Annotated in this window: 26 protein-coding genes and 1 tRNA gene; 5 read left to right on the top strand and 22 right to left on the bottom strand. The window is 52.9% G+C overall.

All coding sequences use genetic code 11. The features are described 5' to 3' along the window. Positions 1-11: 11 nt before the first annotated feature. Positions 12-1,772: an LPS biosynthesis-modulating metalloenzyme YejM gene (gene yejM, locus ACK8NJ_RS08310; RefSeq protein ID WP_000256203.1), complete on the top strand. Its 1,761-nt coding sequence runs from the start codon at positions 12-14 to the stop codon at positions 1,770-1,772. A 74-nt stretch (positions 1,773-1,846) separates the two neighbouring features. Further along, positions 1,847-1,923 (top strand) — tRNA-Pro (locus tag ACK8NJ_RS08305). A gap of 101 nt (positions 1,924-2,024) precedes the next feature. Here the strand turns inward: ACK8NJ_RS08305 and yejO are convergent. Then, positions 2,025-4,616, bottom strand: a complete 2,592-nt coding sequence (yejO, locus tag ACK8NJ_RS08300; RefSeq protein ID WP_411962337.1) for an autotransporter YejO — start codon at positions 4,614-4,616, stop codon at positions 2,025-2,027. 319 nt (positions 4,617-4,935) lie between these two features. On the opposite strand from yejO, the gene narP reads away from it, so the two are divergent. Further along, positions 4,936-5,583 carry a nitrate/nitrite response regulator protein NarP gene (gene narP / locus ACK8NJ_RS08295; protein WP_328180730.1) on the top strand — a complete coding sequence of 216 codons (648 nt, stop codon included), beginning with the start codon at positions 4,936-4,938 and terminating at the stop codon, positions 5,581-5,583. 34 nt (positions 5,584-5,617) lie between these two features. On the opposite strand, the gene ccmH is transcribed toward narP, so the two are convergent. From ccmH to napF, 15 genes are read right to left on the bottom strand one after another with little or no spacing between them, the layout of a single operon-like run. Further along, a complete protein-coding gene (gene ccmH / locus ACK8NJ_RS08290; RefSeq protein ID WP_001211564.1) occupies positions 5,618-6,670 on the bottom strand; it encodes a cytochrome c-type biogenesis thiol:disulfide oxidoreductase CcmH in 1,053 nt (350 codons plus the stop codon). After that, a complete protein-coding gene (gene dsbE, locus ACK8NJ_RS08285; protein WP_000824439.1) occupies positions 6,667-7,224 on the bottom strand; it encodes a thiol:disulfide interchange protein DsbE in 558 nt (185 codons plus the stop codon). Before dsbE ends, ccmH begins: the two co-directional genes overlap by 4 nt. Next, positions 7,221-9,164, bottom strand: a complete 1,944-nt coding sequence (ccmF, locus tag ACK8NJ_RS08280) for a cytochrome c-type biogenesis heme lyase CcmF (RefSeq protein WP_000982444.1) — start codon at positions 9,162-9,164, stop codon at positions 7,221-7,223. The genes dsbE and ccmF overlap by 4 nt, the downstream gene beginning before the upstream one ends. Next, on the bottom strand, positions 9,161-9,640 hold the full coding sequence (gene ccmE / locus ACK8NJ_RS08275) for a cytochrome c maturation protein CcmE (RefSeq protein ID WP_001026418.1): 480 nt from the start codon (positions 9,638-9,640) through the stop codon (positions 9,161-9,163). Before ccmE ends, ccmF begins: the two co-directional genes overlap by 4 nt. Then, on the bottom strand, positions 9,637-9,846 hold the full coding sequence (ccmD, locus tag ACK8NJ_RS08270) for a heme exporter protein CcmD (RefSeq protein ID WP_105962259.1): 210 nt from the start codon (positions 9,844-9,846) through the stop codon (positions 9,637-9,639). Before ccmD ends, ccmE begins: the two co-directional genes overlap by 4 nt. Then, entirely contained in the window at positions 9,843-10,580 is a 738-nt protein-coding gene (gene ccmC, locus ACK8NJ_RS08265) for a heme exporter protein CcmC (protein ID WP_001295447.1), read from the bottom strand. The genes ccmD and ccmC overlap by 4 nt, the downstream gene beginning before the upstream one ends. Before the next feature lie 41 nt (positions 10,581-10,621). Further along, positions 10,622-11,284 carry a heme exporter protein CcmB gene (gene ccmB / locus ACK8NJ_RS08260; protein WP_000971741.1) on the bottom strand — a complete coding sequence of 221 codons (663 nt, stop codon included), beginning with the start codon at positions 11,282-11,284 and terminating at the stop codon, positions 10,622-10,624. Next, positions 11,281-11,904 (bottom strand): cytochrome c biogenesis heme-transporting ATPase CcmA, encoded by a 624-nt coding sequence (ccmA, locus tag ACK8NJ_RS08255; RefSeq protein WP_000525568.1) that lies wholly within the window; start codon positions 11,902-11,904, stop codon positions 11,281-11,283. Before ccmA ends, ccmB begins: the two co-directional genes overlap by 4 nt. Before the next feature lie 12 nt (positions 11,905-11,916). Further along, entirely contained in the window at positions 11,917-12,519 is a 603-nt protein-coding gene (gene napC / locus ACK8NJ_RS08250) for a cytochrome c-type protein NapC (protein WP_000528376.1), read from the bottom strand. A 9-nt stretch (positions 12,520-12,528) separates the two neighbouring features. Then, on the bottom strand, positions 12,529-12,978 hold the full coding sequence (gene napB / locus ACK8NJ_RS08245; protein WP_000835177.1) for a nitrate reductase cytochrome c-type subunit: 450 nt from the start codon (positions 12,976-12,978) through the stop codon (positions 12,529-12,531). Further along, on the bottom strand, positions 12,975-13,838 hold the full coding sequence (napH, locus tag ACK8NJ_RS08240) for a quinol dehydrogenase ferredoxin subunit NapH (protein WP_000013506.1): 864 nt from the start codon (positions 13,836-13,838) through the stop codon (positions 12,975-12,977). Before napH ends, napB begins: the two co-directional genes overlap by 4 nt. Next, entirely contained in the window at positions 13,825-14,520 is a 696-nt protein-coding gene (napG, locus tag ACK8NJ_RS08235) for a ferredoxin-type protein NapG (RefSeq protein ID WP_000091291.1), read from the bottom strand. Before napG ends, napH begins: the two co-directional genes overlap by 14 nt. A 6-nt stretch (positions 14,521-14,526) precedes the next feature. Continuing rightward, a complete protein-coding gene (gene napA, locus ACK8NJ_RS08230) occupies positions 14,527-17,013 on the bottom strand; it encodes a periplasmic nitrate reductase subunit alpha (protein ID WP_000778067.1) in 2,487 nt (828 codons plus the stop codon). Further along, on the bottom strand, positions 17,010-17,273 hold the full coding sequence (gene napD, locus ACK8NJ_RS08225; protein WP_000557378.1) for a chaperone NapD: 264 nt from the start codon (positions 17,271-17,273) through the stop codon (positions 17,010-17,012). The genes napA and napD overlap by 4 nt, the downstream gene beginning before the upstream one ends. Next, a complete protein-coding gene (napF, locus tag ACK8NJ_RS08220) occupies positions 17,263-17,757 on the bottom strand; it encodes a ferredoxin-type protein NapF (RefSeq protein WP_000686723.1) in 495 nt (164 codons plus the stop codon). Before napF ends, napD begins: the two co-directional genes overlap by 11 nt. Before the next feature lie 108 nt (positions 17,758-17,865). On the opposite strand from napF, the gene yojO reads away from it, so the two are divergent. Next, positions 17,866-18,030, top strand: a complete 165-nt coding sequence (gene yojO / locus ACK8NJ_RS08215) for a protein YojO (RefSeq protein ID WP_001296837.1) — start codon at positions 17,866-17,868, stop codon at positions 18,028-18,030. A gap of 132 nt (positions 18,031-18,162) precedes the next feature. After that, a complete protein-coding gene (eco, locus tag ACK8NJ_RS08210) occupies positions 18,163-18,651 on the top strand; it encodes a serine protease inhibitor ecotin (protein ID WP_000849212.1) in 489 nt (162 codons plus the stop codon). 149 nt (positions 18,652-18,800) lie between these two features. Here the strand turns inward: eco and mqo are convergent, their stop codons facing one another. The 6 genes from mqo to ompC form a co-directional block, all read right to left on the bottom strand. Continuing rightward, positions 18,801-20,447 (bottom strand): malate dehydrogenase (quinone), encoded by a 1,647-nt coding sequence (gene mqo, locus ACK8NJ_RS08205; RefSeq protein WP_411962336.1) that lies wholly within the window; start codon positions 20,445-20,447, stop codon positions 18,801-18,803. Between the two features lie 217 nt (positions 20,448-20,664). Continuing rightward, complete coding sequence (gene yojI, locus ACK8NJ_RS08200) at positions 20,665-22,308, bottom strand: microcin J25 efflux ABC transporter YojI (protein WP_411962335.1); 1,644 nt, start codon at positions 22,306-22,308, stop codon at positions 20,665-20,667. A gap of 75 nt (positions 22,309-22,383) precedes the next feature. Continuing rightward, the gene (gene alkB / locus ACK8NJ_RS08195; protein ID WP_000884972.1) at positions 22,384-23,034 is read right to left on the bottom strand and encodes a DNA oxidative demethylase AlkB; all 651 of its coding nucleotides are present in this window, start codon (positions 23,032-23,034) and stop codon (positions 22,384-22,386) included. Next, on the bottom strand, positions 23,034-24,098 hold the full coding sequence (ada, locus tag ACK8NJ_RS08190) for a bifunctional DNA-binding transcriptional regulator/O6-methylguanine-DNA methyltransferase Ada (RefSeq protein ID WP_411962334.1): 1,065 nt from the start codon (positions 24,096-24,098) through the stop codon (positions 23,034-23,036). Before ada ends, alkB begins: the two co-directional genes overlap by 1 nt. Positions 24,099-24,171: 73 nt before the next feature. Next, complete coding sequence (gene apbE, locus ACK8NJ_RS08185; protein WP_411962333.1) at positions 24,172-25,227, bottom strand: FAD:protein FMN transferase ApbE; 1,056 nt, start codon at positions 25,225-25,227, stop codon at positions 24,172-24,174. Between the two features lie 111 nt (positions 25,228-25,338). Then, positions 25,339-26,445: a porin OmpC gene (gene ompC, locus ACK8NJ_RS08180; protein WP_000865594.1), complete on the bottom strand. Its 1,107-nt coding sequence runs from the start codon at positions 26,443-26,445 to the stop codon at positions 25,339-25,341. Between the last annotated feature and the right edge of the window lie 270 nt (positions 26,446-26,715).

Below are 26,715 nucleotides of genomic sequence, written 5' to 3'. Positions count from 1 at the left end.
GATAACAGGTTATGGTAACTCATCGTCAGCGCTACCGTGAAAAAGTCTCCCAGATGGTCAGTTGGGGGCACTGGTTTGCACTGTTCAATATTCTGCTTTCGCTCGTCATTGGCAGCCGTTACCTGTTTATCGCCGACTGGCCGACAACGCTTGCTGGTCGCATTTATTCCTACGTAAGCATTATCGGCCATTTCAGCTTCCTGGTGTTCGCCACCTACTTGCTGATCCTCTTCCCGCTGACCTTTATCGTCGGCTCCCAGAGGCTGATGAGGTTTTTGTCCGTCATTCTGGCAACGGCGGGAATGACGCTATTACTGATCGATAGCGAAGTCTTTACTCGTTTCCATCTCCATCTTAATCCCATCGTCTGGCAGCTGGTTATCAACCCTGACGAAAATGAGATGGCGCGCGACTGGCAGCTGATGTTCATCAGCGTGCCGGTTATTTTATTGCTTGAACTGGTGTTTGCGACGTGGAGCTGGCAAAAGCTGCGAAGCCTGACGCGTCGTCGACGCTTCGCGCGCCCGCTGGCCGCATTCTTATTTATCGCCTTTATCGCCTCGCATGTGGTGTATATCTGGGCCGATGCCAACTTCTATCGCCCGATCACCATGCAGCGCGCTAACCTGCCGCTTTCGTACCCGATGACGGCGCGACGTTTTCTTGAGAAGCATGGCCTGCTTGATGCGCAGGAATATCAACGCCGTCTCATTGAGCAGGGTAATCCAGACGCCGTTTCCGTTCAGTATCCGTTAAGCGAACTGCGCTATCGCGATATGGGCACCGGGCAGAATGTGCTGTTGATTACTGTCGATGGCCTGAACTACTCACGCTTCGAGAAGCAGATGCCTGCGCTGGCAGGTTTTGCTGAGCAAAATATTTCGTTCACGCGCCATATGAGCTCCGGCAACACTACAGACAACGGCATCTTTGGCCTGTTCTATGGCATCTCGCCGAGCTATATGGACGGTATTCTGTCGACCCGTACGCCTGCGGCGTTAATTACTGCGCTTAATCAGCAAGGCTATCAGCTGGGGTTATTCTCGTCAGATGGCTTTACCAGCCCGCTGTATCGTCAGGCATTATTGTCAGATTTCTCGATGCCGAGCGTACGCACCCAATCCGACGAGCAGACCGCCACGCAGTGGATCAACTGGCTGGGCCGCTACGCACAAGAAGATAACCGCTGGTTCTCGTGGGTTTCTTTCAATGGCACTAACATTGACGACAGCAATCAGCAGGCATTTGCACGGAAATATAGCCGGGCGGCAGGCAATGTCGATGACCAGATCAACCGCGTGCTCAATGCGCTACGTGATTCTGGCAAACTGGACAATACGGTGGTGATTATCACTGCCGGTCGGGGTATTCCGCTGAGCGAAGAGGAAGAAACCTTTGACTGGTCCCACGGTCATCTGCAGGTGCCATTAGTTATTCACTGGCCAGGCACGCCGGCGCAGCGTATTAATGCTCTGACTGATCATACCGATCTGATGACGACGCTGATGCAACGCCTGCTACATGTCAGCACACCTGCCAGCGAATATTCGCAAGGTCAGGATTTGTTCAACCCTCAACGCCGTCATTACTGGGTTACTGCTGCGGATAACGATACGCTGGCAATTACCACCCCGAAAAAGACGCTGGTGCTGAACAATAACGGTAAATACCGCACTTACAACTTACGTGGTGAAAGAGTGAAAGATGAAAAACCACAGTTAAGTTTGTTATTGCAAGTGCTGACAGACGAGAAGCGTTTTATCGCTAACTGATTAATTATAAATCAGTTAGCGAAATATCTTACTTGCAATCGGTGTGGAAAACGGTAGTATTAACAGCCACGAGTCGGCACGTAGCGCAGCCTGGTAGCGCACCGTCATGGGGTGTCGGGGGTCGGAGGTTCAAATCCTCTCGTGCCGACCAAAAATCCCCAAAAAAACCAACCGTAAAGGTTGGTTTTTTTATATCTGCATTTAATTCGATAAACAGACCGCGACACATCACGGCCTGTTTATTTTCTGTTATCAGAACGTCCAGACCACACCCGCCTGAGTATTCCACGGCGATTCTACCCCTGCGCCATTGCCATAACTGACAGACAAATGACCGCTTAACGTCGGGGTAAACGATGACCTTATCCCAGCCTGATAAACGCCACTGGTTCCAGCCACATCATTATTAAATTTGCCATCGTCATTAACTTTCACCTGGTTAGAATCGGCGTATTCCTGACGCACGGCGGCTTTCAGCCAGGGTTCCAGCGTCGTACCGTTTTGCAGGTCCATGTGATAGCTTACCGCCGTTCCCGCTTCAGCCCGTAATATCCGGGTATTTCCCACATCCGCGCGCATGCCGTTTGATAACGTGTAGTCCTGACCATCAGTGGTAAAGCCGGTAAAGGCCAGATAGGGTCTAACACTCCACAATCCGTCAACCCAACGGAACCCGCTCTCGACATGAGCACCCGCGCCGTTACTATTGTAATCGCCAAACGCTGTTGCCCCATTACTCATCTTGCCATGGATGGTGTTGGCAAAACGGTCAACTTTCACCACCCCATCAACATAGGCACCGTTCTGATGCTCCCAACCGGCATAAGCCCCCAGGGTATAGCTATCGACATTGCCTTTGCCGCCGCGATCAAAACCAATATCAGAATGAGAGTAACCAAAGAACAAGCCGCGAATTGTACTGCTTTCTTCACGGGAGAAACGGCTATCGATACCGAGCGTCAGGCCCGTCAATGTTTGCTCAAAGCCAGCTCCCGCATCAGTGGTCACGTTGTTGCGGGTGTTAATTGCCGAACTCCACATCGCCGTATCGTAACTAACGCCTTTTACGCTACCAAGACGCTCACGCACGGTGTCCAGTTCTGCATCAAATACCAGCGGTTGTGCTGCCGCCATATTCAGCACATCAGTGGTTGAAGGGGTAATTTGCGCGCGATTCTCTGCCAGACTCCAGCTATGGTTGCCATTATCCAGCAAGGTATATTCATACGTACCGATATCAACAACGCCTCCGGCATTGCCCAACGTAAATGCAGCATCACCGCCGCCCGTTGTTACCAGTGTAAGGCTATCACCTGCTGCCGGGCTGGCCCCCGTGTCCGTCACAAATATTTTGAAATCACCTGTTGCCTGACCGGTGACGTTGAGCTGATCGCTCTGATGATTAGCCATATCGGTACGCATATAAAAATTTCCGTTTCCCGACAGGGTATTGGTAGTCAACGTAGTGAAATTTTCCGCACTTGCCGTCACAGATGATCGAGTCACTGGTTCAGCCATCATAATCACATTTGCGCCGGACATCGCAAGGTTGGCTAAGTTGAGGCGAGTGTTTTGGTTCGTCGTAGTGTTATCGGCAATGATGGTCCATGAGCTATCATCGAGCGAAACATCCGCTTTGCTGGTATCCACGGCACCATGCGTTCTTAAAGAAGCGCCCTCAGAAACCACTACCTTACCCACCAACATAGCGGGTGCATAATTTATTTGCGGCTTCATGACCTCAAGAATGCCATCATTCCCTCTGACTGAAACGTTAACCATTGTGCCAGCCCAGACATTAGCGCGGCCATTGTTGATAACCATATTTTCAGAGATGGCTTTAGAGGAATACGTGATACTTCCATTCTGATCTGATCGACCGAGATCATATACCGCATTTGCCTGCACTCTCGTACCAGTATCCTTTCCCAGCGATTGCATAGTGGCATGCTCATCAAGGATAGTGTCAATGGCCTGCGTATCCTCCATAACAATGAGCCCGGAACCATCATCCAGTTCATAATTTTTGGACACACCATCTTTTATACTAAATTGGCCTTTACTGTTTGTACCACTCACTTCCAGCGCATTCGTTGAGACAATTAATTTTCCGCCTGCTTTTTTATCAACGCCAGTTGCAGTCCCGCCATCCATAACCTCCAGTAAGCCGCCATTATCCACAGTGGTATTATAAGCGAAGTCATTTTCTTCAACTCGCAAACTTCCGCCGTTTTCCAACAGCATATTATTAGCAATACCATCCTTGATATCGAACTGACCGAGACGGTTTGTTCCGAATACCTCCATGGCCCGCGTGGTTGTTTTAATCGCACCGCCTGCTTTCTGATCTACCGCAAATGCTAATCCCCCCTCTTTAACCTCCAGTAATCCTCCCTTTTCGATAGCGGCAAAGACGGTAATCCCATCTTTTTCAATAATTAAGCGCCCGCCTTTAATGGTGGTATCATTCGCTGCGCCATAAACCTGTAGCACACCATTATTGAGGGTAGTCTGGTTTGCTGCGCCACCCATTTGAACAATTTGATAACCATCATTTAATACTGAGTATTCTGCGGTGCCATTCATTTCAATGTACTGATACCCGCCGTTAATTTCAGTATTACTACTTATACCAAATTCTTTAATATGCTGTTCTCCGCCAGGATTGATTTTCGTATTATTGGCGGTCCCATAAACCAGCTGGATATCTTTTTCCAGGACAACACCATCAACTGTCTCACCATACTCAACTGTTGATGCCAATGCTATGGGTGAATATAACGCTGTAGCCACCAGAACAGATATTGCGGAACGACAAAGAGAAACAGAACCAGATTGATGCATTGAGCTTTCATCCTATGAAATTAATTGCTGTTAAAAGCATTGGGTAGAGAAAATACCCATAGCTCCATACCCGGAGTCAGTTTTTAAAAACTGTTTAAAGAAATGCACAAGTATTGTGATTGATTTTTTAGTTGTTTTTCTTGATGAGAAGCTGATGCAAAATTCCGTCTTTATAATGAAAATGATGCCAAAGCGAACGACAAGGTTGTAGTTTTCGCTACATGTCCATACATAAAATGGGGTAACATTCACGCGCCTGGTAGCGTTACCAACGCTACGCTCAAACATAATGATTCTAATAAAACCTCAGGAGACTACTATGCCTGAAGCAACGCCTTTTCAGGTGATGATTGTGGATGATCATCCACTTATGCGACGCGGTGTTCGTCAGTTACTGGAGCTTGATCCTGGCTTTGAAGTGGTCGCCGAAGCGGGCGACGGCGCGAGCGCGATCGATCTGGCGAATAGACTGGATATCGACGTGATCTTGCTGGATCTCAATATGAAAGGTATGAGTGGCCTGGATACCCTCAATGCCTTGCGCAGGGATGGCGTTACCGCGCAAGTTATTATCCTGACCGTATCAGATGCCTCCAGCGATGTCTTTGCGCTGATAGACGCAGGCGCAGACGGTTATCTGTTGAAAGACAGCGACCCGGAAGTGTTGCTGGAAGCGATTCGTGCCGGAGCGAAAGGCAGCAAAGTCTTTAGCGAACGCGTCAATCAGTACTTACGTGAACGTGAAATGTTTGGCGCGGAAGAAGATCCCTTCAGCGTGCTGACGGAGCGCGAGCTGGATGTTCTGCACGAGCTGGCACAGGGGCTGTCAAATAAACAGATTGCCTCGGTGTTGAATATTTCCGAGCAGACAGTAAAAGTACACATTCGCAATCTGCTGCGTAAACTCAATGTCCGCTCACGCGTGGCGGCCACCATTCTGTTCCTGCAACAACGCGGGGCACAATAAAAATAGCCCGATGGCATCACCATCGGGCCTCTTATTATTTACTCTCCTGCGGCGACAAATGTTGCATCGCCTGCGCGATACTACGTTCAATCACCGCACGGCGAGTATCGTTGGCAGGTAAGAGTTTCAACATCATCTCCCACGCGGCAACGGCTTCGCCAAATCGCTGCTGCTCAAAGGCATTAAACGCATACATGCTTAACACACGGATATTACTATGATCCGTTCTCACCAGCTGACGTAGCAGTTCACCGCCGAGGCGGTTGTCGTTGGGATCAGATGAACGTGTCAACGCTTCAGCGTATCCCAGTGCAGCATCGCTGTTCTTCGGATCGAGGCGATACGCAGTAGCGTATGCATCGGTGGCGATACTGGCGTTACCCAGCGCCATGCCAACGCGGCCCAACATAATCCAGCCTTCTATATCTCCCGGATTTTTTTGCAGTTGAGTACGCATCCCCAGCGCAAGGCGCGACATCTCTTCTTCGTTGAGCGGATCGGCTTTCGGATCCAGCGCCCTGTCCAGCAACGCCGGAGCCTGTGCCGTGGCTTGCTGCCAGATTTTCACCTGCTGATAATTGCCAGTCTGGTAGTAGCTGACGCCAGCTACAATTAACGCCACCACAATACCCGGCAGATAAACAATATATCCGGCACGCTTACCTTCCGGCACGCTTTGTTCAGGAAATGCTTCTGGCACCACGCGTACCCGACGCCGCGAGCGGGCGTAAATGACCCAACCGCCAATGCCAATAGCCACTACCGGAAGCACCCACAGCAGCACGGTCAGCGGCGTTAACGGCGGATCGTAAGTGACGAAGTTGCCGTAACGCGCCACCATATAATCGACAATCTCTTTCTTACTTTTACCTTCCTGCATCAGTTCATACACTTTCTGGCGCAGGTCGGTGGCAATCATCGAGTTGGAATCGGCAATGCTGTTGTTCTGGCATTTCGGGCAGCGTAGTTCTTCAGTGAGTTGCCGGAACTGCTGCTCCTGCGCTTCATCCTTAAACTGCAACACGTCGATGGTCGCCAGCGCTGAGCCGGAGATCATCAGCATCAGCACGCCCAATAAAAACCTCATTGTGCGGCCTCCTTACTGTATTTCTCCCACAGCGGCTTGATCTCTTCTTCCCAGACGCGAGGATTGAGATCGCCCGCATGGCGATAGCGAATGATGCCGTTGCCGTCAATAAGGAACGTTTCTGGCGCGCCATAGACACCGAGATCCAGTCCTAACATGCCGTCGCCATCAAACAGGCTTAGTGCGTAAGGATTGCCCAGCTCTTTCAGCCAGCTGATTGCCTTCTGGCGATCGTCTTTATAGTTCATGCCGACCACGCGGATGCCCTGCGCAGAAAGCTGATTCAGATATTGATGTTCCGCACGGCAGGTCGGACACCAAGTCGCCCAGACGTTAAGCAGCACCGGTTTGCCCTGAGTCAGAACATCCGCCTGATAAAACTGCCCCGGATTGTCCAGTGATTCGAGGCGAAACTTCGGCACTGGCTTGCCAATGAGCGCCGATTCCAGATTGGTCGGATCATCCCCTTCGGCATTACGCGCCAGCTGCCACAGCAGCGCCGCGGCAATCGCCAGGAAGATAATCAACGGAATTAACAATACTTTGCGCTTCATACAGCCTCCGGCGCAGTTTTCTGCGGGTTCACGCGCTTACGATAGCGAGGATCAAACAGGCACAGCAGCCCGCCCAACGCCATCATCAGCCCGCCCGCCCAAATCCAGCGAACAAACGGTTTGTAGTAAAGACGCACAGCCCACGCGCCGTTTTCCAGCTCTTCACCGAGCGCGGCGTACAGGTCACGCATGATGCCACCGTCAATCGCCGCTTCGGTCATCATCGACCCAGCAGTGTTGTAATAACGTTTTTCCGCATACAGCACCGTTTCCGGCTTGCCATCTCGCGTTACGCCGATAGTCGCCACACCGCCGCGCCAGTTCGGGCCAGTCACCTCTTTGACATCACGGAAGGTGAAGCGATATTCATGAATATCGACGCTATCGCCGGACTTCATGCGCACATCACGCTCAACGCTATAGTTCTGGCTAAAGGCAATACCAACAATTGTCACTGCCAGCCCCAGGTGAGCCGCCACCATTCCCCAATAACTGAAGGTGGTTTTCGTGCCACGTGAAATACGCAGCGCAGCTTCCGCAATTGCCAGCACCGCAATCCAGCAGGCCATTGCCAGGCCGAGCACCGTCATCGCCACAACTTTGCTTTCGAACAGCCACGGCAGCAGCAGCGACAGCACCAGCGTTGAGATGAAGGCGATAATCAATAAATTGCGGATTTTACGTGGGCGATCGCGCCCCCAGCGCACCAGAGGACCGACACCAAGCAGCAGCGCAAACGGCACCATCAGCCAGGTAAACATGGTGTTGAAGAACGGTTCGCCAATCGAAATACTGCCCAGTCCCAGTTGCTTGTGCACCAGCGGCAGCAGCGTCCCCAGTAATACCACCAGCATCGCGGCGACCAGCAAAACGTTGTTCGCTAACAGCAGAGATTCCCGCGACCACAGCGCATTGTTTACGCGTGAGCGAACTTTGTGTCCACGCGCGGCAAACAGCAGCAGCGAACCACCAATCACCAGCACCATAAAGGCGAGGATAAACATACCGCGCGCCGGATCAGACGCAAACGCGTGTACCGATACCAGCACGCCGGAACGCACGAGGAAAGTCCCCAACAGACACAACGAGAAGGCACTGATTGCCAGCAGTAATGTCCACGCTTTGAAGCTGGCGCGTTGTTCAGTGACCGCCAGTGAGTGCATCAGCGCAGTCCCCACCAGCCACGGCATAAACGAGGCGTTTTCTACCGGATCCCAGAACCACCAGCCGCCCCAGCCGAGTTCGTAATAGGCCCATGCGGAACCGAGCACGATGCCGAGCGTCAGGAAGATCCACGCTGCCAGTGTCCACGGACGAGTAAAACGCGCATAAGTGCTGTCCAGACGCCCGCTCAACAAAGAAGCAATGGCGAAAGCAAACGCCACCGAGAAACCGACGTACCCCATATAGAGCAGAGGCGGATGGAAGATCAGCCCCGGATCCTGCAACAGCGGGTTAAGATCGCGCCCTTCAATCGGGAAATTCGGCAGCGTGCGTGAGAACGGGTTAGAGGTAAAGAGAATGAACAGCAAAAAGCCGACACTGACCATCCCCATTATCGCCAGTACACGGGCCACAATATCCAGCGGAATACGCTGACTAAAAATCGCTACCGCAAAGGTCCAGCCGCTCATCAGCAGCACCCACAGCAGCAGTGAGCCTTCATGTGCGCCCCAGGTAGCCGCCACGCGATACCACACCGGAAGCTGGGTATTGGAGTTGCTGGCAACATAGGTGACGGTAAAGTCGTTGACCACGAAGGCATTGACCAGTACCAGAAATGCGCCAGCCACAGACATAAACAGCAGCCAGGCAAACAAGCGGGAAGACGCCATCATGCGCGCATCTCCGCGCGCTACGCCCCATAGCGGATACACGGACAGCAGCAGCGCAATCCCTAACGCCAGGCACAGCAGCCCGTTACCAATTTCCGGCATCATGATGCTGGGTCCTTATAAACACTCGCCGGGCGACGGTGGTTAGCTTCCATCGCTTTCTCAACTTCTGGCGGCGTATAGTTTTCATCATGTTTCGCCAGCACTTCTTTCGCGAGGATATGATTGCCTTTTTCCAGTTCACCCTGCACCACAACGCCCTGCCCTTCACGGAACAGATCCGGCAAAATGCCTTCGTAAGAGACATCTACTGAACCTTCAGCGTCGTAAATGGTGAAAGTTACTTTTAGCGAATTGGGATCGCGCTGCACACTACCCGGCATCACCATCCCGCCAACGCGCAGACGCTGACCGACTTCCGGCATTTGCTGAGTTTCACGCTTGCCGTAGAGAATTTCCCCCGGCGTATAAAAGAGATCGATATTCGAGCGCAGCGCATATAGCACCAGACCGATAGTCAGCGCCAGCCCCGCCAGAACGGCACAGGCAATCCACAAGCGGTTTTTACGGCGAATATTCATGCAGCCTCCTGCTGTTGCGCAGCACGTAAACGCGCCTCACGCGCCCGCTGTTGCGCCACACCACGCAGAATTGCGCGATGCTGCATCACCGAGTGCACGACCAAAACCACCAGCGGAATAACGGTCATCACCACCGCCAGCCAGATAAAAAAGGCGTAACCGCCCATTGCGAAAAATTCATTCCAGGAAGCAAATGCAGGGGTCATTTACGGCCTCTTTTCAGTATCAGTTCACTCACCCACGGACGGCGTTTTTCCATCAGCAAAATCAAATTACGCATCCGCATCAGCGTCAGCGTGGCAGACAGCAGCAGGAAGCCAAAAATCGACCAGCGCAGCGGCGAACGCATCGCCGGATCGATACTTTGCTGCATCCGCGTTGATCCCTGATGCAGGGTGTTCCACCACTCCACGGAGTAATGAATAATCGGCAGATTCACCACGCCAATCAGCACCAGAATACCTGCCGCACGGCCCGCCAGACGGCGGTCGTCGAAGGCGTGCCACAGGGCAATTACACCAACATACAGAAACAGCAGCACCAGTTCAGAAGTCAGGCGTGCGTCCCATACCCACCAGGTGCCCCACATCGGTTTTCCCCATGCAGAGCCGGTAACCAGGGCAATAAAGGTAAACACGGCACCAATGGGGGCCATCGCCGCCACCGCCAGGTTGGCCATTTTCATCTGCCAGACAAGGCCAATAAACGCCGCCACCGCCATTGATGCATAAATGCCCATCGACCAGATCGCCGCAGGCACATGCAGGTAGATAATGCGGTAGCTATTTCCCTGCTGATAATCAGCCGGAGCAAAGCCGAATCCCCAGATCCAGCCAACGGTAAGCACGACCACACTGGCAATTGCCAGCCACGGTATAAACCAGCCACAGATTTGATACAGCCGTGGTGGGATCGCCAGTTGATGCAGTGTTTTCCACATAGTTTCGATACCAGACTCGAACAAAAATCAGTAATCCAGCGTTATTGAATGCTGATTCGTAACGCTGCCGCCGTCGCAAAAGGACTTAATGTCGCGGTGCCTGCCAGCAACGCGCCTAAAATTGCCAGATACCCATCTACAGGTAAATGCATGGAAGCCGCGTCCATCGCGGCGGTGGCAAAGATGAGTAATGGGATAGTCAGTGGTAATACGAGAATGCTGAGCAGCACACCACCGCGCTTAAGTCCCACTGTCAGCGCCACGCCCGGTGCACCGAGAAAGCCAAGCGTAGGGGTTCCCAGCAGCAGCGTCAGCGCCATCACTTGCCAGCCATAAACATCCATTCCCAGTAGCATTGCTACCAGGGGCGAAAGGATAAGTAACGGCAGACCGGTTACCATCCAGTGCGCCATCACCTTCGCCAGCACAACGGCGGGCAAGGGTAACGGCAACAACATCAATTGTTCAAGACTGCCGTCCTGCAAATCGTCACGGAACAGACGCTCCAGTGCCAGCAAGGATGAAAGCAGTGCGGCAACCCAGATAACGCCCGGTGCAATACGCGCCAGCAGTTGCGGCTCCGGACCGATACTGAGCGGAAAAAGGGTAATGACAATCAGGAAGAACCACAGCGGGTTGGCGATTTCGGCGCTGTGGCGAAACGCTACACGCAGCTCAAGACGGAAAATGCGCCAGAACATCATGCGGCCCTCGTTTGCGTCAGTGAAATGCGGCGAATTTTACTTTCAGCAACGTTGAGCGGCTGGTGGGTAGTCAGAATCACAATCCCCCCCTGCTCCGTATGCTGCGCCATACGCTGGGTCAGACGATCGACGCCGTTAACGTCAATCGCGGTAAAAGGCTCGTCGAGGATCCATAACGTGGCACGGGTCAGCCACAGACGCGCTAAAGCGACGCGGCGTTGTTGCCCGGCAGAAAGTTGATTTACAGGAATATCTTCAAATCCGGCAAGCCCAGCCTGCGCCAGGGCTTCCAGACATTGTGCGGTATCGCCATCGCGATGATAAAAGTGCAGATTTTCTAACGCCGTCAGCCGGGTTTTGATCCCCGGCTGATGGCCTATCCATAACAGGTTTTGATGGTAGCTGTCGCGTACCTGATGCAAGGGCTGCCCTTGCCAGAGAACGTCACCCGCATCAGGGCGAGACAACCCCGTCAGCAAACGGAGAAGCGTTGTCTTCCCCGCGCCGTTGCTACCGGTGATTTGTACCCACTCTCCTGCGTTCAGCGTAAATGACAAGCCACTAAATAAGGTTCGTTCATCCCGCTCGCAAAGTAACTCTCTGGCTTCAAGCATACCCACGCAATAACCCTGTTAAAAACCTGGCTCGACTTCGCGCATATCGGGCAGCTTGTGCGCTATCCCTTTATGGCAATCAATACAGGTTTGCCCATCTTTCACCGCCTGGTCATGCATCTTCGCGGCAACCGATTTCTGGGCGGTTGTATCCATATACTCGAAGTTGTGACAGTTACGGCACTCCTGCGAGTTATTGTCCTTCATGCGCCGCCACTCATTCTGTGCCATCGTCAGGCGATGAGCTTCAAATTTCTGCGGCGTGTCAATAACGCCAAAAATTTTACCATACAGCTCTTTACTTGCTTTGAGCTTGCGTATCATCTTCGGCACAAACTCGTGCGGAACGTGACAATCCGGACAGGTCGCACGAACGCCGCTACGGTTGTTGTAGTGCACGGAATCCATGTATTCCTGATACACCGTGTTACGCATTTCGTGGCAGCTAATGCAGAACTCTTCGGTATTGGCTTTTTCCATCCCGGTGTTAAAGCCGCCCCAGAAGACGATGCCACCGACAAAACCGATCAACAGCAGCGTCCCCAGCGCCAGACGGCTGGGGGTACGCCACCATTTCCACAGGCGCTTAATCAGACCAGGCTTACGGTCAGAATTTCCCATAATAACCTCTTATTTCCCGTAACCTTTTGACGGGGTAAAGGTATTCCCCACGATTGGCGCGGTATCAGCCTGCGGCACGTGACATTGCAGACAGAAATAACGACGCGGAGCCACTTCCGCGCCCACTTTGCCGTCGCTGTCCATAAAGTGAGTAGGACTGATGCGCGGCGCGCCAGTGGTGCGATAGCTTTCGACACCGTGGCACTGCAAGCAGCGGTTGGTATTGGTCGTTACCTGATAACCTTCAACGCTATGCGGGATCATTGGCGGCTGATTCACATAGTTCAGCGGCATCCGTTCCTGCTCTTTTGGCATCCGAATGGCCCCTTCCTGCGTCCCGGATACTTCCGGCGACTGGCTAAAATCGACGCCATTAGCCGCCCAAACCGCGCCGCTTACCACCAGGGCCAGCATCGCCGTCCATTGACACAGCGCTTTCTTCAGGTCATGGCTTTTCATGATTTCGCTCCCGAACTCCATCGTGTAGTTATTGTAAATACATCCTCAGAACAGACATCCACGCAGCGACCGCACGTCATGCAATCGCGGCTGGTGACCTGCACCGGGCTTTGTTCATCCAGCACCGGGGCACGTAGCACATGCGGTTCCGGGCAAACATGAAAACAATCCATACAGCGGTTACATTTCTGCCGATCGGTGGCCGCAACGGTAATGACACCTTTGCTACCCAGCACGCCATACAGCGCGCCAACCGGACAAATGTGCCCGCACCAGCCGTGTTCAACGACCAGTAGATCAAATAAAAACAGCGCGAGAATAAGCAGCGCGCCGCTGCCGAATCCCATTACCAGACTGCGCCCCATCAGGGAAACGGGGTTGATCCATTCCCAGATGAGTGTGCCGGTTAAGGCCGATCCCAGCAGAATGACCACCAACAGCACGTAGCGAATGTGGCGAGGGATCGTCGCAGACTGATTGAGGTCAAAGCGCCTGCGTAACCAGTTCGCTAAGTCGGTAATCGGGTTCAGCGGGCAGACCCAGCTGCAAAATAATCGCTTTCCTGCCAGGGCGTAGAGCACGGTGATAATTACCGCACCGGTCAACGCCACCGTGGCAGGCAGATGACCGCTGGCAAGACTTTGCAGCGTCATCAGCGGATCGGTCAGCGGAACGGTGTCGAATAACAGGCTACTGCTGTAGTTGCCGTGCAAGATCCACACACCAAACCACGGACCGCTCAAAAACATCCCCAGCACGAAGAACTGACAAAGGCGACGTAACACCAGCCAACGGTGGCTGCGCCACCAGCCTTTTTTCTCCAGCGCCTCGCGCCCGGCGTCACGTTTACGATTTGCCATTGTTCCCCTCCAGCCAGCCGAAGCGGTAATGGTGACCTAACTCCCCTTTCGCCAGTGACAGCGGTAACACCTTGATTGCCGGTTGTTCCAGCACGCACACTTTTTCGCACTTACCGCAGCCGGTACAGGCGTCGCTGTGAACCGTCGGCAGAAAGCGGGCGTGCTTACCGGTACGCGTGTTGCGCTCCAGCTCCAGGGTGATGGCCTCATCAATTTTCGGGCATTCGCGATAACAAACATCGCAGCGCAGCCCCTGAAAGTTGAGACAGTTTTCCTGGTCCACCAGCACCGCCAGCCCCATCCGCGCGTCGTCGATCGATTCGATCTCACGATCCAGCGCACCGCTCGGGCACACTTTGGCGCACGGAATGTCCTCACACATTTCGCAAGGAATATCCCGTGCGACAAAATATGGCGTGCCCGCCGACAGGCCAGAAGCCAGCGTCGCCAGTTTTAAGGTGTCATAAGGGCAAGCCTGAACACACTGACCGCAACGCACACAGGCACTGGCAAAGGCGTTCTCGTTTATGGCTCCGGGCGGGCGCAACCGCACGCCAGATGCGCGTGCGGTTTGCTGTTGTAACCCCAGCGCCACACCCACGGCAGCCAGCCCGCCTGCTGTGCGAACAACATCGCGCAGAAAGCGGCGGCGACCATTTTGAGGTTTCGCTGACCGGGACATAATGGCTTACACCTTCTCCAGTTTGACCGCGCACTTCTTGAAGTCCGTCTCTTTCGAGAGCGGATCGGTCGCGTCCAGCGTCAGTTTGTTAACCAGCTGTGCGGCGTCGAAGAACGGCATGTACACCAGGCCCTGTGGCGGACGGTTACGACCGCGCGTTTCGACAATCGAGATCACTTCGCCACGGCGAGAAACCACTTTCACTTTGTCGCCACGGCGCAGATCGCGCGCTTTCGCATCCAGCGGGTGAATAAACAGGACCGCTTCCGGGAAGGCGCGGTGCAGTTCCGGCACACGGCGAGTCATACTGCCGGTGTGCCAGTGCTCCAGGACGCGTCCGGTAGAGAGCCACAGGTCGTACTCTTCATCCGGTGCTTCCGCCGCCGGTTCGAACGGCAGCGCGAAGATCACCGCTTTGCCATCCGGTTTACCGTAGAACTTGTAGCCTTCGCCCGCTTTCACGTACGGGTCGTTACCTTCGCTGTAACGCCACTGCGTTTCTTTACCGTTCACCACCGGCCAGCGCAGACCGCGCGCTTTGTGGTAGTCATCGAACGGTGCCAGATCGTGACCGTGACCGCGACCAAACCATGCGTACTCTTCGAACAGCCCTTTTTGCAGATAGAAGCCCAGCTCGCGGGATTCATCGTTCAGCTGATCTTCCGCCAGTTCGGATACCGGGAATTTGCTCACTTCCGGGGTGGCATACAGAACTTCGTACAGCGTTTTGCCACGCAGTTCCGGTTTCTTCGCCAGCAGCTCTTCCGGCCATACTTCTTCAGTTTTGAAGCGGCGGGAGAACTGGACTAACTGCCAGAGATCCGATTTCGCTTCGCCCGGTGCCTGTACCTGCTGACGCCAGAACTGAGTACGGCGTTCGGCGTTACCGTAAGCACCCTCTTTTTCTACCCACATTGCGGTCGGCAGGATCAAGTCGGCGGCCAGCGCACTGACTGTCGGATACGGATCGGAGACGATGATGAAGTTGCGCGGATCGCGCCAGCCCGGCATACGCTCTTCATTGATGTTCGGCCCGGCCTGCATGTTGTTGGTACACATGGTCCAGTAAACATTCAGCTTGCCGTCTTTCAGCGCACGGTCTTGTGCTACCGCATGCAGACCGATTTTCGCCGGAATGGTGCCACTCGGGATATTCCACTTCTTCTCGCAAATATCACGGTGTTTCTCGTTAGTCACCACCATGTCCGCAGGCAGACGGTGAGCAAAGGTGCCCACTTCACGCGCAGTACCGCACGCAGAAGGCTGCCCGGTCAGGGAGAACGGACCGCAACCTGGTTGGGAGATTTTTCCGGTCAGCAGGTGCAGGTTGTAGACCAGGTTGTTGGCCCACACGCCACGAGTATGCTGGTTGAAGCCCATCGTCCAGTAGGAGATGACTTTCTTGTTCGGATCGGCATACAGCTGCGCCAGTTGTTCCAGCTGATCTTTTGGTACGCCAGTCATTTCGGCGGTTTTTTCCAGCGTATACTCGGCAACGAAGGCTTTGTAATCTTCAAAGCTCATCGGTTCGGAGGCGTCAGAACCCGGATTCTTCGCTGCTTTTTCCAGCGGATGGGTCGGACGTAAACCGTAGCCGATGTCCGTCGCCCCTTTGCGCAGGTTAACGTGCTTGCTGAAGAAGTCCTGATTTATCGCATTGTTTTGAATGATATAGTTGGCGATGTAGTTCAGGATCACCAGGTCAGATTGCGGCGTAAAGATGATGCCGTTATCCGCCAGCTCGAAGCTACGATGCTGGTAGGTAGAAAGCACCGCCACGGTGACGTTCTGGTTAGAGAGACGACGGTTAGTGATGCGTGACCAGAGGATCGGGTGCATCTCCGCCATGTTAGCGCCCCACAGCACAAACGCGTCAGCCTGCTCGATGTCGTCATAGCAGCCCATCGGCTCATCCATACCAAAGGTACGCATAAAGCCAACTACTGCCGACGCCATACAGTGACGCGCGTTCGGGTCGATGTTGTTCGAACGGAAGCCCGCTTTAAACAGCTTGGACGCGGCATAACCTTCCCAGATAGTCCACTGACCAGAACCGAACATACCGATCGACTCCGGCCCTTTTTCTTTCAGGGCGGTTTTGAATTTCTCTTCCATCACATCGAAGGCCTGATCCCAGGTGATTGGGGTAAATTCGCCTTCTTTGTCATATTTACCGTTTTTCATACGCAGAAGCGGCTGCGTCAAACGGTCTTTACCGTACATGATTTTGGGCAGGAAATAGCCCTTAATGCAGTTCAGACCACGGTTAACCGGTGCGTCCGGGTCGCCCTGACAGGCCACCACACGCCCCTGCTGCGTTCCGACCAGAACGCCGCAACCAGTACCGCAGAAACGGCACGGCGCTTTATCCCATTTAATGGCTTCCTGCTGACCAACAACGGCGCGGGCAACGCCCGGCACGCTGAGACCGGCAGCCGCCGCAGCGGCCGCAACGGCGTTAGCTTTCATAAAGCTACGACGACTGAGTTTCATGGTGTTTCCTCACCTTGCTCTTCCTGCTGGTGATAAACCAGCGACACCGCCAGCACGCCCTCTACGTTGCGTACTGACTCAATGGTTTGGATCAGCGTTTCGCTGTCTTCTGCTTCCACCACCACAATCAACTGACCGCTCGGCGCGTCGCTGACAGCAACTTCACAGCCGGGAAAGGCGTTCAGTTGGGTGCTGATGTCTGAAATTCGTTCGCTTTTGGCCTGCACGACCAGGCTGCAAACTTGCCAGTTAGTGTGCATGGAGATACTCCGCAGTTATGGCTGATACCGGACAGCTGGCTGCACATGCTCCACATCCGTTGCAAAGTTGGCTATTAAGTTGCGGCTGGTAGATCCCGGAGAGCGTCGGGCGAAAGATAATTGCCATTGGCTCACAGCTATCCTGACAGCGGCGGCATTCAACTGACTGATACGCCAGGCACGCGTCCCCAATGGTGAACTGCAAATCCCAGGCCCTGGTGTGGCGCGGAGAAAATAGCGATTCGGGGCAAGCCTGCGCGCAGGCGTAACAGAAGCTGCACTCGTTATTTTTGAAGTTAACGCTCGGATAGCCGCCCGCGCCGCGTTGCAGAATGTTGTTTTCACAAGCATTAATACAGGCGTCGCAGCGGGTGCAATGGGTCAGAAAATGAGATTCATCACCGGACCAGGGCGGACGGATACCGTTACTGGCTTTGCGCCAGCGACCAGTGAGTATGCCCCGACGGGATGCATCAATCTTCACATTGACCTTCCATCATTAACGCGCTCTGAAAATTGAGAGCGACCAAATAAACCGCATAATTAATAAGCCATTTTTATAGCCGCTAAGATATTAAAGGATGTGTCAAAGATGCATACCCCGATCGGGGTAAAACCTGTAGCAGGATCAAAAGAGTGGCGGGAAGCGTGGCAAAAACGGGCTTTTGCTCACATTTCAAATGGTTATAAACATATTTATATAGCGATTAATTCACCAGAAATATTTCTGTTGGTTTGCTCTCTCATCAGAATTTAACACTAAAAGAGCAGGTAAAATTATCTGAATGTTCTTTAAGTTATTCATAAAGCAAATTAATAAATCTGATGAATATGTTAACCTTCAGCGACATCATCGGTGAAAACCTATAAATGAAGAAGGAAAGCAAAAATGAAGACCATTCTACCTGCAGTATTGTTTGCCGCTTTCGCCACCACCTCCGCCTGGGCGGCAGAGAGCGTCCAGCCACTGGAAAAAATCGCGCCTTATCCACAAGCTGAAAAAGGCATGAAGCGTCAGGTGATTCAGTTAACCCCGCAAGAAGATGAATCTACCCTGAAAGTAGAACTGTTAATCGGTCAGACGCTGGAAGTCGACTGCAATTTACATCGTCTCGGCGGGAAGCTGGAAAGCAAAACGCTGGAAGGCTGGGGCTATGATTATTATGTCTTTGATAAAGTCAGTTCCCCGGTTTCGACGATGATGGCCTGCCCGGATGGCAAGAAAGAGAAGAAATTTGTCACCGCGTATCTGGGCGATGCCGGAATGCTGCGTTATAACAGCAAGCTGCCGATCGTGGTGTATACGCCAGACAATGTGGATGTGAAGTACCGCATCTGGAAGGCGGAAGAGAAAATTGACAACGCGGTAGTCCGCTAAACTGCCGTGAAGTGCTCCACCCCGTAGGTCGGATAAGGCGGTCACGCCGCATCCGACATCTAACGCCCAAGCCGGTTGCCTGGTGCGACGCTGGCGCGTCTTATCAGCATACGCCACATCCGGCATACCATGCCGGATGTGGCACATCATTACAACGCAATATCCGCCACTTCTTTTTGAACGGGTTGCGGTTTCAACTGCGGTTTCGGCGTACTATCTGCTGCTTGCGGTTTGTCGTATTTCAGCCCCAGCACTTCGCTGGTGTACTGCAACTCGCGCTCCGTTGCCGCTACATCACCGTTCAGCTTGCGTCCATAAGACGGAACGATCGCCTTCAACGTTGCCTGCCATTGCGGGCTGGAAACGCGATCGCCAAATACTTTTTCCAGCAGATTCAACATAACCGGCGCGGCGGTTGACGCACCTGGCGATGCCCCCAGCAGCGCGGCAATAGTCCCTTGCTGGTCGCTGACCACTTCGGTACCCAGACGCAGTACGCCACCTTTCTCGGCATCACGCTTGATAATCTGTACGCGCTGCCCCGCTTGCCACAAACGCCAGTCCTCTTTTTTCGCCTGCGGATAGTACTCTTTCAACGCTTCAAAACGATCCTCTTCACTCAACATCACCTGACTCACCAGATATTTAACCAGATCGAAATTATCCAGCCCGACGTGCATCATCGGCATCACGTTAGAGGTGGTGGTGGAACTCATCAGATCCCACAATGAACCGTTTTTGAGGAATTTGGTTGAGAAGGTGGCAAATGGCCCAAACAGCACGACGCGTTTACCGTCCAGAACACGGGTATCGATATGCGGAACCGACATCGGTGGTGCGCCAACGGATGCTTTACCGTAAACCTTCGCCAGATGGTGATTAACCACGTCCGGGTTTTCCGAAACAAGGAACTGACCGCCCACCGGGAAACCGGCGTAGTCTTTCGCTTCCGGAATCCCCGATTCCTGTAACAACTTCAGCGCCGCACCGCCCGCGCCGATAAAGACAAATTTGGCGCGGATGTTCTGTGCAGTGCCGTTTTTCAGATCGGCAACAGTGACGGTCCAGGTGTTATCGTCATTACGCTTTAGGGCGCGGACTTCGCTGCTGAGTTGCAGCGAAAAATTAGATTTCTTCTGCAAGGAAGCAATTAACTGGCGGGTGATCTCGCCATAGTTCACATCAGTACCGATTTCCGTACGCGTGGCTGCCACTTTCTGTTGCGGATCGCGCCCTTCCATCACTAACGGTGCCCACTCTTTGATCTGCGCGTGATCTTCAGAGTAACGCATACCACGAAACAGCGAGCTTTGTTGTAACGCGGCGTAACGGGCGCGCAGGAAATTGACGTTATCCTCGCCCCAGACAAAGCTCATATGCGGAACGGTATTGATAAATGAACGCGGAGTACGCAGCACGCCGCGCTCGACCTGGTGCGCCCAGAACTGGCGGGAAATCTGAAATGCTTCGTTAATGGCGACTGCTTTTTCAATACTGATGCTGCCATCGGCGTTTTGCGGAGTGTAATTGAGTTCCATCAGTGCAGAATGCCCGGTTCCGGCGTTGTTCCAGCCGTTCGAACTCTCCTGCGCGACACCCTCCAGGCGCTCCACCATGGTCATCGACCATTCAGGCTCCAGCTCGCGTAAATAGGTCCCCAACGTGGCGCTCATAATGCCGCCGCCAATCAACAGTACATCAGTTTCCTGCTCCTCGGACGCTTTCGCTTTTGCCGCCATCGAAACGGCATTAAGCCCCACGGCCATCGAGAAGAGCATGGCAGTCACTTTTTTCATCTTGTTAATGCCTTACTTTTAGTCGCTTTATTGCAGGTGAGATTTGCGCGGCATCAACGGTAACACTTAAGTAACAACATTTAAATAATGTTTATAAATTATATTCTAATTTTAGAAACATTATAATTTCGTTGATTAATTATAGGGTTATTAGAAATGAAGGGATTTTTAGAATATTGACCCGGCGGCAGCAGTCCGCCAGGTCAGCGTCGTAATATTATGCCGTCCGGGCAACGGCATCACGCGAAGCAGCATCGCGCTCTTCGCCTATCAGCTCGCTAAGTTGCCCGTTGCGCATTTCCAGCAGGCGGTCGGCGTGGATAAAGTAATGATCATCATGACTGATGGCGAAAATAGTTTTACCCATCTCCTGCATCAGCGGCAGCAACACCTGATAAAACTCACGACGGAAGTGTGGATCCTGATCCGCCGCCCATTCATCCAGCAGCATAATATCGCGTTCTTCTGCCAGCGCCAGCAACAGCGCCACGCGTTTTTTCTGCCCTTTCGATAACTTCAGGTTAACAATACGCCCGTTACTTAACTCAAGCTTATGAGCCATTTTCAGCTGCGCCAGCCACTTCTCAACCAGTTGCGGGTTAGCGGGTTGCCCCTCCGGCCCCAGCAGTTGATCAAACAGCCAGACATCGGTAAACACTGCCGAAAACAGTTTGCGATAATCTTCCGGTTGTTCGCCGCTGACAGGGTTGCCATCCAGCAAGATTTCGCCGCTTTGTGGTTGGTACAAGCCCGTCAGCAACATCGCCAGCGTCGATTTTCCGCTACCGTTGCCGCCAATCAGAAACAGCAGCTCGCCACGTTTGATGGTGAGATTAATCGGACCAACGGAAAACGCGTTATCCTGATAAGCAAACGTCACGTTACGCAGCTCCAGCGTTTGCCAGTTGGGAAACGCCTGCGGGCGCGGAAACTCTGCTTTGAAAGGCGCGAGCGCGAATTTGTTCAGCTTGTTAAACGCCACCTGCGCCGTCAGCAGCGTCGGTAATGCGCCAACCGCCGAAAGCAGCGGCGTACGCAGGAATAACAGCGTCAACGAATAGGTCGCGGCAACGTTGGTATCAGCCCAACCGAGACTGTTCGCCATCCAGAACACCAGGCCGATAGCGCCCAGCATCATGATGTTTGACCAGTTCACGGCACTAAGATGGAAGGTGTCTGCGCGGATAATATGATGGCGATACTCTTGCGCATCAGGAATGTAGAGGTTGTTAAACACATACTCGGCGCGTTCACGGTTCAGAGTCAGCTCTTTGCGCCCTTCGAGTACGGTTTGAAAATCCGTGTACAGCTTGTCTTCGGTTTCACGCAGGGTCGCCATATGTTTGTAAACCCGCGCCACCAGCACAAAACCGCCCCAGATGGTGACTGCCATCCAGATAGCCGTTACCAGCAACATTTTGCCCGACAGCATCCACAAGTACGCCGCGGAACCGATAGTGAGGATGATCCCCTGCACCAGTTCCGGCAGACGCACAAAAGCAATGGTGATATTGCGCACATCGCTGGTTAACCCCGCCAACAACGAGGCGCTACCAAGTTGTTCAATGCGCTCAACATGGGTATCCAGAATCCGCTTGATAAATTCGCTACGCAGTCGGTAAACGAAGTGATGTCCTAAAGTGGTGAGCGCCAGTTGCGATCCGAGAGTGACTGCCATCAACAGCAGCAATAATCCCAGAAACTCCGGCAACACCAGCAGACTGGTATCTGCCGTTTCGATAAGGCGCTGATTGATAAAAGCAATTAAGCCAATGCCTAAAGCCGCACTGGCGAGGCTTAGCGCCATCACACTGATAAATGGCCAGCGATACTGCCGCCAGACAAGTACAAGAAGTTCCATGCAGAAAACCCGGACAATGAATTACAGCCCGCAGTTTAAACATCTTCGCGCGCACAGCAATAATAATTCTTATTTTTATTCTTTTTTACCTGCCTGACGGAATGTCAGGTTGTAGCGGCAGTCGGTGGTGAGTGGATGAAACCCCGCTTTCAACGGTTGAATGCCATGATAAAACAGCCGCGATTCACCGCCCCATACCACCACATCGCCATGTTCCAACAACAAACGTTTTAGCGGATCATTTCGTTTCAGGCCGCCAAATTGAAAAATCGCGGGTAAGCCCAGAGAAACAGAAACAATCGGCGCGCGCAGATCCGGTTCGTCTTTATCCTGATGCAGCGACAGTTTCGCGCCAGGAGCGTAGCGGTTGATAAGACAAGCATCTGGCTGGAAATCTGGATAGCCCGCCGCCGTAGCCGCACGTTGACATAAATTATGAAAACTCTGCGGCATGGCGGGCCACGGTTTATTTGTTTGCGGATCAATGGGCGAATAGAGATAACCTTGCCGATGGGTCGTCCAGCCCAGATGCCCACAGTTGGTCATCGCCACCGACATGGTATATCCCCCGGGGGTAACCATCTGGCGAAACGGCGACTGGCTGGCAACGTCATTAATATCGCGGATCAGTTGCTCCGCAGCGTTAAAAGCAAAACGCCGTAAAATTACCGCACCAGCCGCCAGTGGCTCTTGCCACGGTTCAGCATCGGCAAACAGATCCAACATTACCTCTCCTCATTTTCAGCTTCGCGGCGCAGCAGTTGCGCTTTGCGCGACACACCCCAGCGGTAACCGGAAAGTGTGCCATCACCACGGACCACCCGATGGCAAGGTATAACGATAGCGAGCTTGTTGGCGGCACAGGCGCTGGCAACGGCACGTACCGCTTTCGGTTTGCCGATGGCGTTCGCCAGTTGCTGATAACTGACGGTTTCACCGCAAGGTATCGTGCGCAGTGCCTGCCAGACTTGTTGCTGAAAAGCAGTGCCGCGAATGTCCAGCGGTAACGTCAGCGGCGTATCGCGTTGATTGAGGCTGGCAATCACGTCACACACATGTTGCTGAAACATCAGGTCAGCAGGCGCATTGTCTGCGGCAGGAAACATTTGACGGAGTTCGTTAATCAACATCCCGTCATCATCGCCCAGTAATATCGCGCAAATCCCCCGCTCGCTTTCTGCCACCAGGCACCGGCCCAGCTCACAATCAGCCAGCGCGTAACGCACCGCCAGATTTTCGCCACCGTGACTGAATTGTTTAGCCGTCATGCCCAGCGTTTCGTCAGCTTTGCGGTAGTAACTGCTGCTGTCGGGAAATCCGGCGTTAAGAATAGACGTCGTCACGCTCTCCCCTTTCGCCAGCGATTCGCGCAAACGGCGAGCGCGCCAGGCCTGTTGCCAGGCTTTAGGCGTCATTCCGGTAGTCGCTTTAAACAACCGATGCAGATGAAATGGACTCATCACCACCTGGTCGGCTAAGGCTTCCAGCGTTACAGGCGTTTCCTGTTCCAGCAGTCGACACGCGTGGGTGATTTTATCCAACCGATGTTGCTGGGCATTGGCTTTGTCTGGCTGACAACGTTTGCAGGGGCGAAATCCGGCGGCAAGCGCCTCGCTGGCATTTGCGTAGAAGGAGACGTTTTCCCGCAAGGCATGTCTGGCGCGGCAAGACGGACGGCAAAAGATACCCGTGGTGCGCACGGCGAAAACGAATTCGCCGTCGGCATTCGGGTCGCGGGCTAAGACAGATTGCCAGCGTTGATCGTCAGTTAAGCATGTGGCGTTTTTCATAATCAGCTCCCTGGTTAAGGATAGCCTTTAGTCTGCCCGGTCACCATCGCGCAAAAACCAACAATCTTGCGCTTTAATTTTTTTCGCTGATAAGGAAGCTTTTAAACTGCGGCGACATCCAGGTTTTAAAATTATCGCCCTCTTTGGTGATCATATAAACCGCCAGCCCTTCCCGGCGAACAACCTCTTTGGCTTTCTCCGGCCCCAGTACCATCAAGCCAGTATCCCAGGCATCGGCCTCCAGCGCCGTCGGGGCAATCACCGTCACGGATACCAGATTGTGTTCGATAGGACGCCCGGTTTGCGGATCGATAACATGAGAAAGACGTTTACCGTCCAGTTCGTAATAGTTACGGTAGCTGCCAGAGGTGCTAATCCCATGACCGTTGATATCCACCACGGCCTGAACCGCGTTTTCTTTATCGGTTGGTTTTTGAATCGCTACCCGCCACGGCTGGCCTGCACCGTTCATACCACGGCTGTTCAGCGCGCCGCCCACCGACACCAGATAGCGGGAAATCCCTTCCTGCTCCATCAAGCGTGCCAGGTGATCCGCCGCATAACCTTCACCGACGGTAGAGAGATCGACATATAAATCCGGCAGGTCTTTTTGCAGATATTGCTGGTGAGACTGATTAATGACCGTCAGGTGCTGTAAGCCGGTTGTGGCTTTCATCGCATCGATCTGTTCCTGGCTCGGAGTTTGAACCGGCTGTTGTTCCGGACCGAAACCCCACAGATTCACCAGCGGCCCGACGGTTATATCCATCGCGCCATCGGTCTTCGCGCCAATGCGTAGCGAGGTGGTGACGATATCGGCCATCGCTTCACTTACTGGCCACGGCGACAAACTTTGCGAGTCGTTAAAGCGCATCAGCGCGGAATCTTTTTTATAGGTCGAAAGCAGCTGATCGTCGGCGTCCAGCTGGGTCTGAATCTTTTCTTTAAGTTCGGCACTGCGTTTGGCGTCAATGCCCGGGATGCTGGCACGCCAGAAGGTACCCATAGTTTTGCCTTCAAGAACGGTAACTTCAGTAGCGTGGGTTTTGGCGGGTTGTGGTTTTTGATCGCAACCAACAAAGAAGAGCGCGGCAGCCAGCAGTGCCACGCGGGTAAAGCTTATTTCCATACGTGATTATCCTCATGCGAACGGTCGCAAGAGTACACCAAAAAACTGTGTTTGTACGCTGAAAACAATGAAAAAAGGGCCCGCAGGCCCTTTGTTCGATATCAATCGAGATTAGAACTGGTAAACCAGACCCAGAGCTACGATGTTATCAGTGTTGATGCCAGCGTCACGAGTGAACTGGTTGTCGTCCAGCAGGTTGATTTTGTAGTCAACATAGGTGGACATGTTTTTGTTGAAGTAGTAAGTAGCACCAACATCAACATATTTCAGGATATCTTCGTCGTCGTAGTTACGAGTACCGATGGTGCCCAGGTTTTTACCTTTAGACTGCAGGTATGCTACAGACGGGCGCAGACCGAAGTCGAACTGGTACTGAGCAACAGCTTCGAAGTTCTGTGCTTTGTTCGCCCAACCCAGGGAACCTACGCGAGTTGCGTTGTAGGTCTGGGTGTACTGAGCAGCCAAGTAGATGTTGTTAGCGTCGTATTTCAGACCACCAGTGTAGGTTTCAGCACGGTCGCCGTTACCGATGTAAGCAGCGGTGTTCTGAGCATCAGTACGTTTGGAGCTGGAAACTGCAGCACCGATACCGAAGCCTTCGTAATCATAAGTGATAGAACCGCCAACGCCGTCGCCGTTCTGACGCAGAGCATCACGACCGTTGTTGGTCATGCCTTCGCCGCTTACGCTACCGTTTTTGCCCTGGTACTGAACAGCAAAGTTCAGGCCGTCAACCAGACCGAAGAAGTCAGTGTTACGGTAGGTCGCGAAGCCGTTACCACGCTGCTGCATGAAGTTGTCAGAACCGTAAGTGTCGCCACCGAATTCTGGCAGTACGTCGGTCCAGGAAGTTACGTCGTAAACAACGCCGTAGTTACGACCGTAGTCGAAAGAACCAACATCCTGGAATTTCAGACCTGCGAATGCCACACGGGTCCAGGAGTTTTCTTTGTTGTCTTCAGAGGTATTGCCCTGGATCTGATATTCCCACTGGCCGTAACCGGTCAGCTGGTCAGTAACCTGAGTTTCGCCTTTGAAACCAAGACGTACATAGGTCTGGTCGCCGTCTTCTGACTTGTTGTCAGAGAAATAGTGCAGGCCGTCTACTTTACCGTACAGATCTAATTTGTTGCCGTCTTTGTTGTAAACTTCAGCAGCGTTTGCTGCGCCTGCTACCAGCAGAGCTGGGACCAGGAGGGACAGTACTTTAACTTTCATGTTATTAACCCTCTGTTATATGCCTTTATTTGCTTTTTTATGCCACTGCATACTGATTAACCCTCATTAATCAGTCGGCAAGTCCATTCTCCCCAAAAATGCAGAATAATCCAACACGAATATGATACTAAAACTTTTAAGATGTTTCATTTATCGCTATAGATGTTTCAAAATGTAAATGCAAAGGAACTTTTTAAGATTATTGTGGAATGGCGAAATAAGCACCTAACATCAAGCAATAATAATTCAAGGTTAAAATCAATAACTTAT

It is taken from the genome of Escherichia sp. F1 (genome assembly GCF_046764225.1).
GTDB lineage: Bacteria > Pseudomonadota > Gammaproteobacteria > Enterobacterales > Enterobacteriaceae > Escherichia > Escherichia coli.
This window is presented reverse-complemented; position numbering and strand designations above follow the sequence as displayed.

What these genes read in the sequence shown, in the direction of transcription:
- ccmH (WP_001211564.1), bottom strand. Translation starts at nt 6,670, where the DNA reads ATGAGGTTTTTATTGGGCGTGCTGATGCTGATGATCTCCGGCTCAGCG.
- mqo (WP_411962336.1), bottom strand. Translation starts at nt 20,447, where the DNA reads ATGAAAAAAGTGACTGCCATGCTCTTCTCGATGGCCGTGGGGCTTAAT.
- yejM (WP_000256203.1), top strand. Translation starts at nt 12, where the DNA reads ATGGTAACTCATCGTCAGCGCTACCGTGAAAAAGTCTCCCAGATGGTC.
- napC (WP_000528376.1), bottom strand. Translation starts at nt 12,519, where the DNA reads ATGGGAAATTCTGACCGTAAGCCTGGTCTGATTAAGCGCCTGTGGAAA.
- yojO (WP_001296837.1), top strand. Translation starts at nt 17,866, where the DNA reads ATGCATACCCCGATCGGGGTAAAACCTGTAGCAGGATCAAAAGAGTGG.
- alkB (WP_000884972.1), bottom strand. Translation starts at nt 23,034, where the DNA reads ATGTTGGATCTGTTTGCCGATGCTGAACCGTGGCAAGAGCCACTGGCG.
- apbE (WP_411962333.1), bottom strand. Translation starts at nt 25,227, where the DNA reads ATGGAAATAAGCTTTACCCGCGTGGCACTGCTGGCTGCCGCGCTCTTC.
- narP (WP_328180730.1), top strand. Translation starts at nt 4,936, where the DNA reads ATGCCTGAAGCAACGCCTTTTCAGGTGATGATTGTGGATGATCATCCA.
- ccmF (WP_000982444.1), bottom strand. Translation starts at nt 9,164, where the DNA reads ATGATGCCGGAAATTGGTAACGGGCTGCTGTGCCTGGCGTTAGGGATT.
- yojI (WP_411962335.1), bottom strand. Translation starts at nt 22,308, where the DNA reads ATGGAACTTCTTGTACTTGTCTGGCGGCAGTATCGCTGGCCATTTATC.
- napG (WP_000091291.1), bottom strand. Translation starts at nt 14,520, where the DNA reads ATGTCCCGGTCAGCGAAACCTCAAAATGGTCGCCGCCGCTTTCTGCGC.
- ada (WP_411962334.1), bottom strand. Translation starts at nt 24,098, where the DNA reads ATGAAAAACGCCACATGCTTAACTGACGATCAACGCTGGCAATCTGTC.
- dsbE (WP_000824439.1), bottom strand. Translation starts at nt 7,224, where the DNA reads ATGAAGCGCAAAGTATTGTTAATTCCGTTGATTATCTTCCTGGCGATT.
- napA (WP_000778067.1), bottom strand. Translation starts at nt 17,013, where the DNA reads ATGAAACTCAGTCGTCGTAGCTTTATGAAAGCTAACGCCGTTGCGGCC.
- ccmE (WP_001026418.1), bottom strand. Translation starts at nt 9,640, where the DNA reads ATGAATATTCGCCGTAAAAACCGCTTGTGGATTGCCTGTGCCGTTCTG.
- yejO (WP_411962337.1), bottom strand. Translation starts at nt 4,616, where the DNA reads ATGCATCAATCTGGTTCTGTTTCTCTTTGTCGTTCCGCAATATCTGTT.
- ccmD (WP_105962259.1), bottom strand. Translation starts at nt 9,846, where the DNA reads ATGACCCCTGCATTTGCTTCCTGGAATGAATTTTTCGCAATGGGCGGT.
- ccmB (WP_000971741.1), bottom strand. Translation starts at nt 11,284, where the DNA reads ATGATGTTCTGGCGCATTTTCCGTCTTGAGCTGCGTGTAGCGTTTCGC.
- ompC (WP_000865594.1), bottom strand. Translation starts at nt 26,445, where the DNA reads ATGAAAGTTAAAGTACTGTCCCTCCTGGTCCCAGCTCTGCTGGTAGCA.
- eco (WP_000849212.1), top strand. Translation starts at nt 18,163, where the DNA reads ATGAAGACCATTCTACCTGCAGTATTGTTTGCCGCTTTCGCCACCACC.
- ccmC (WP_001295447.1), bottom strand. Translation starts at nt 10,580, where the DNA reads ATGTGGAAAACACTGCATCAACTGGCGATCCCACCACGGCTGTATCAA.
- napB (WP_000835177.1), bottom strand. Translation starts at nt 12,978, where the DNA reads ATGAAAAGCCATGACCTGAAGAAAGCGCTGTGTCAATGGACGGCGATG.
- napD (WP_000557378.1), bottom strand. Translation starts at nt 17,273, where the DNA reads ATGCACACTAACTGGCAAGTTTGCAGCCTGGTCGTGCAGGCCAAAAGC.
- napH (WP_000013506.1), bottom strand. Translation starts at nt 13,838, where the DNA reads ATGGCAAATCGTAAACGTGACGCCGGGCGCGAGGCGCTGGAGAAAAAA.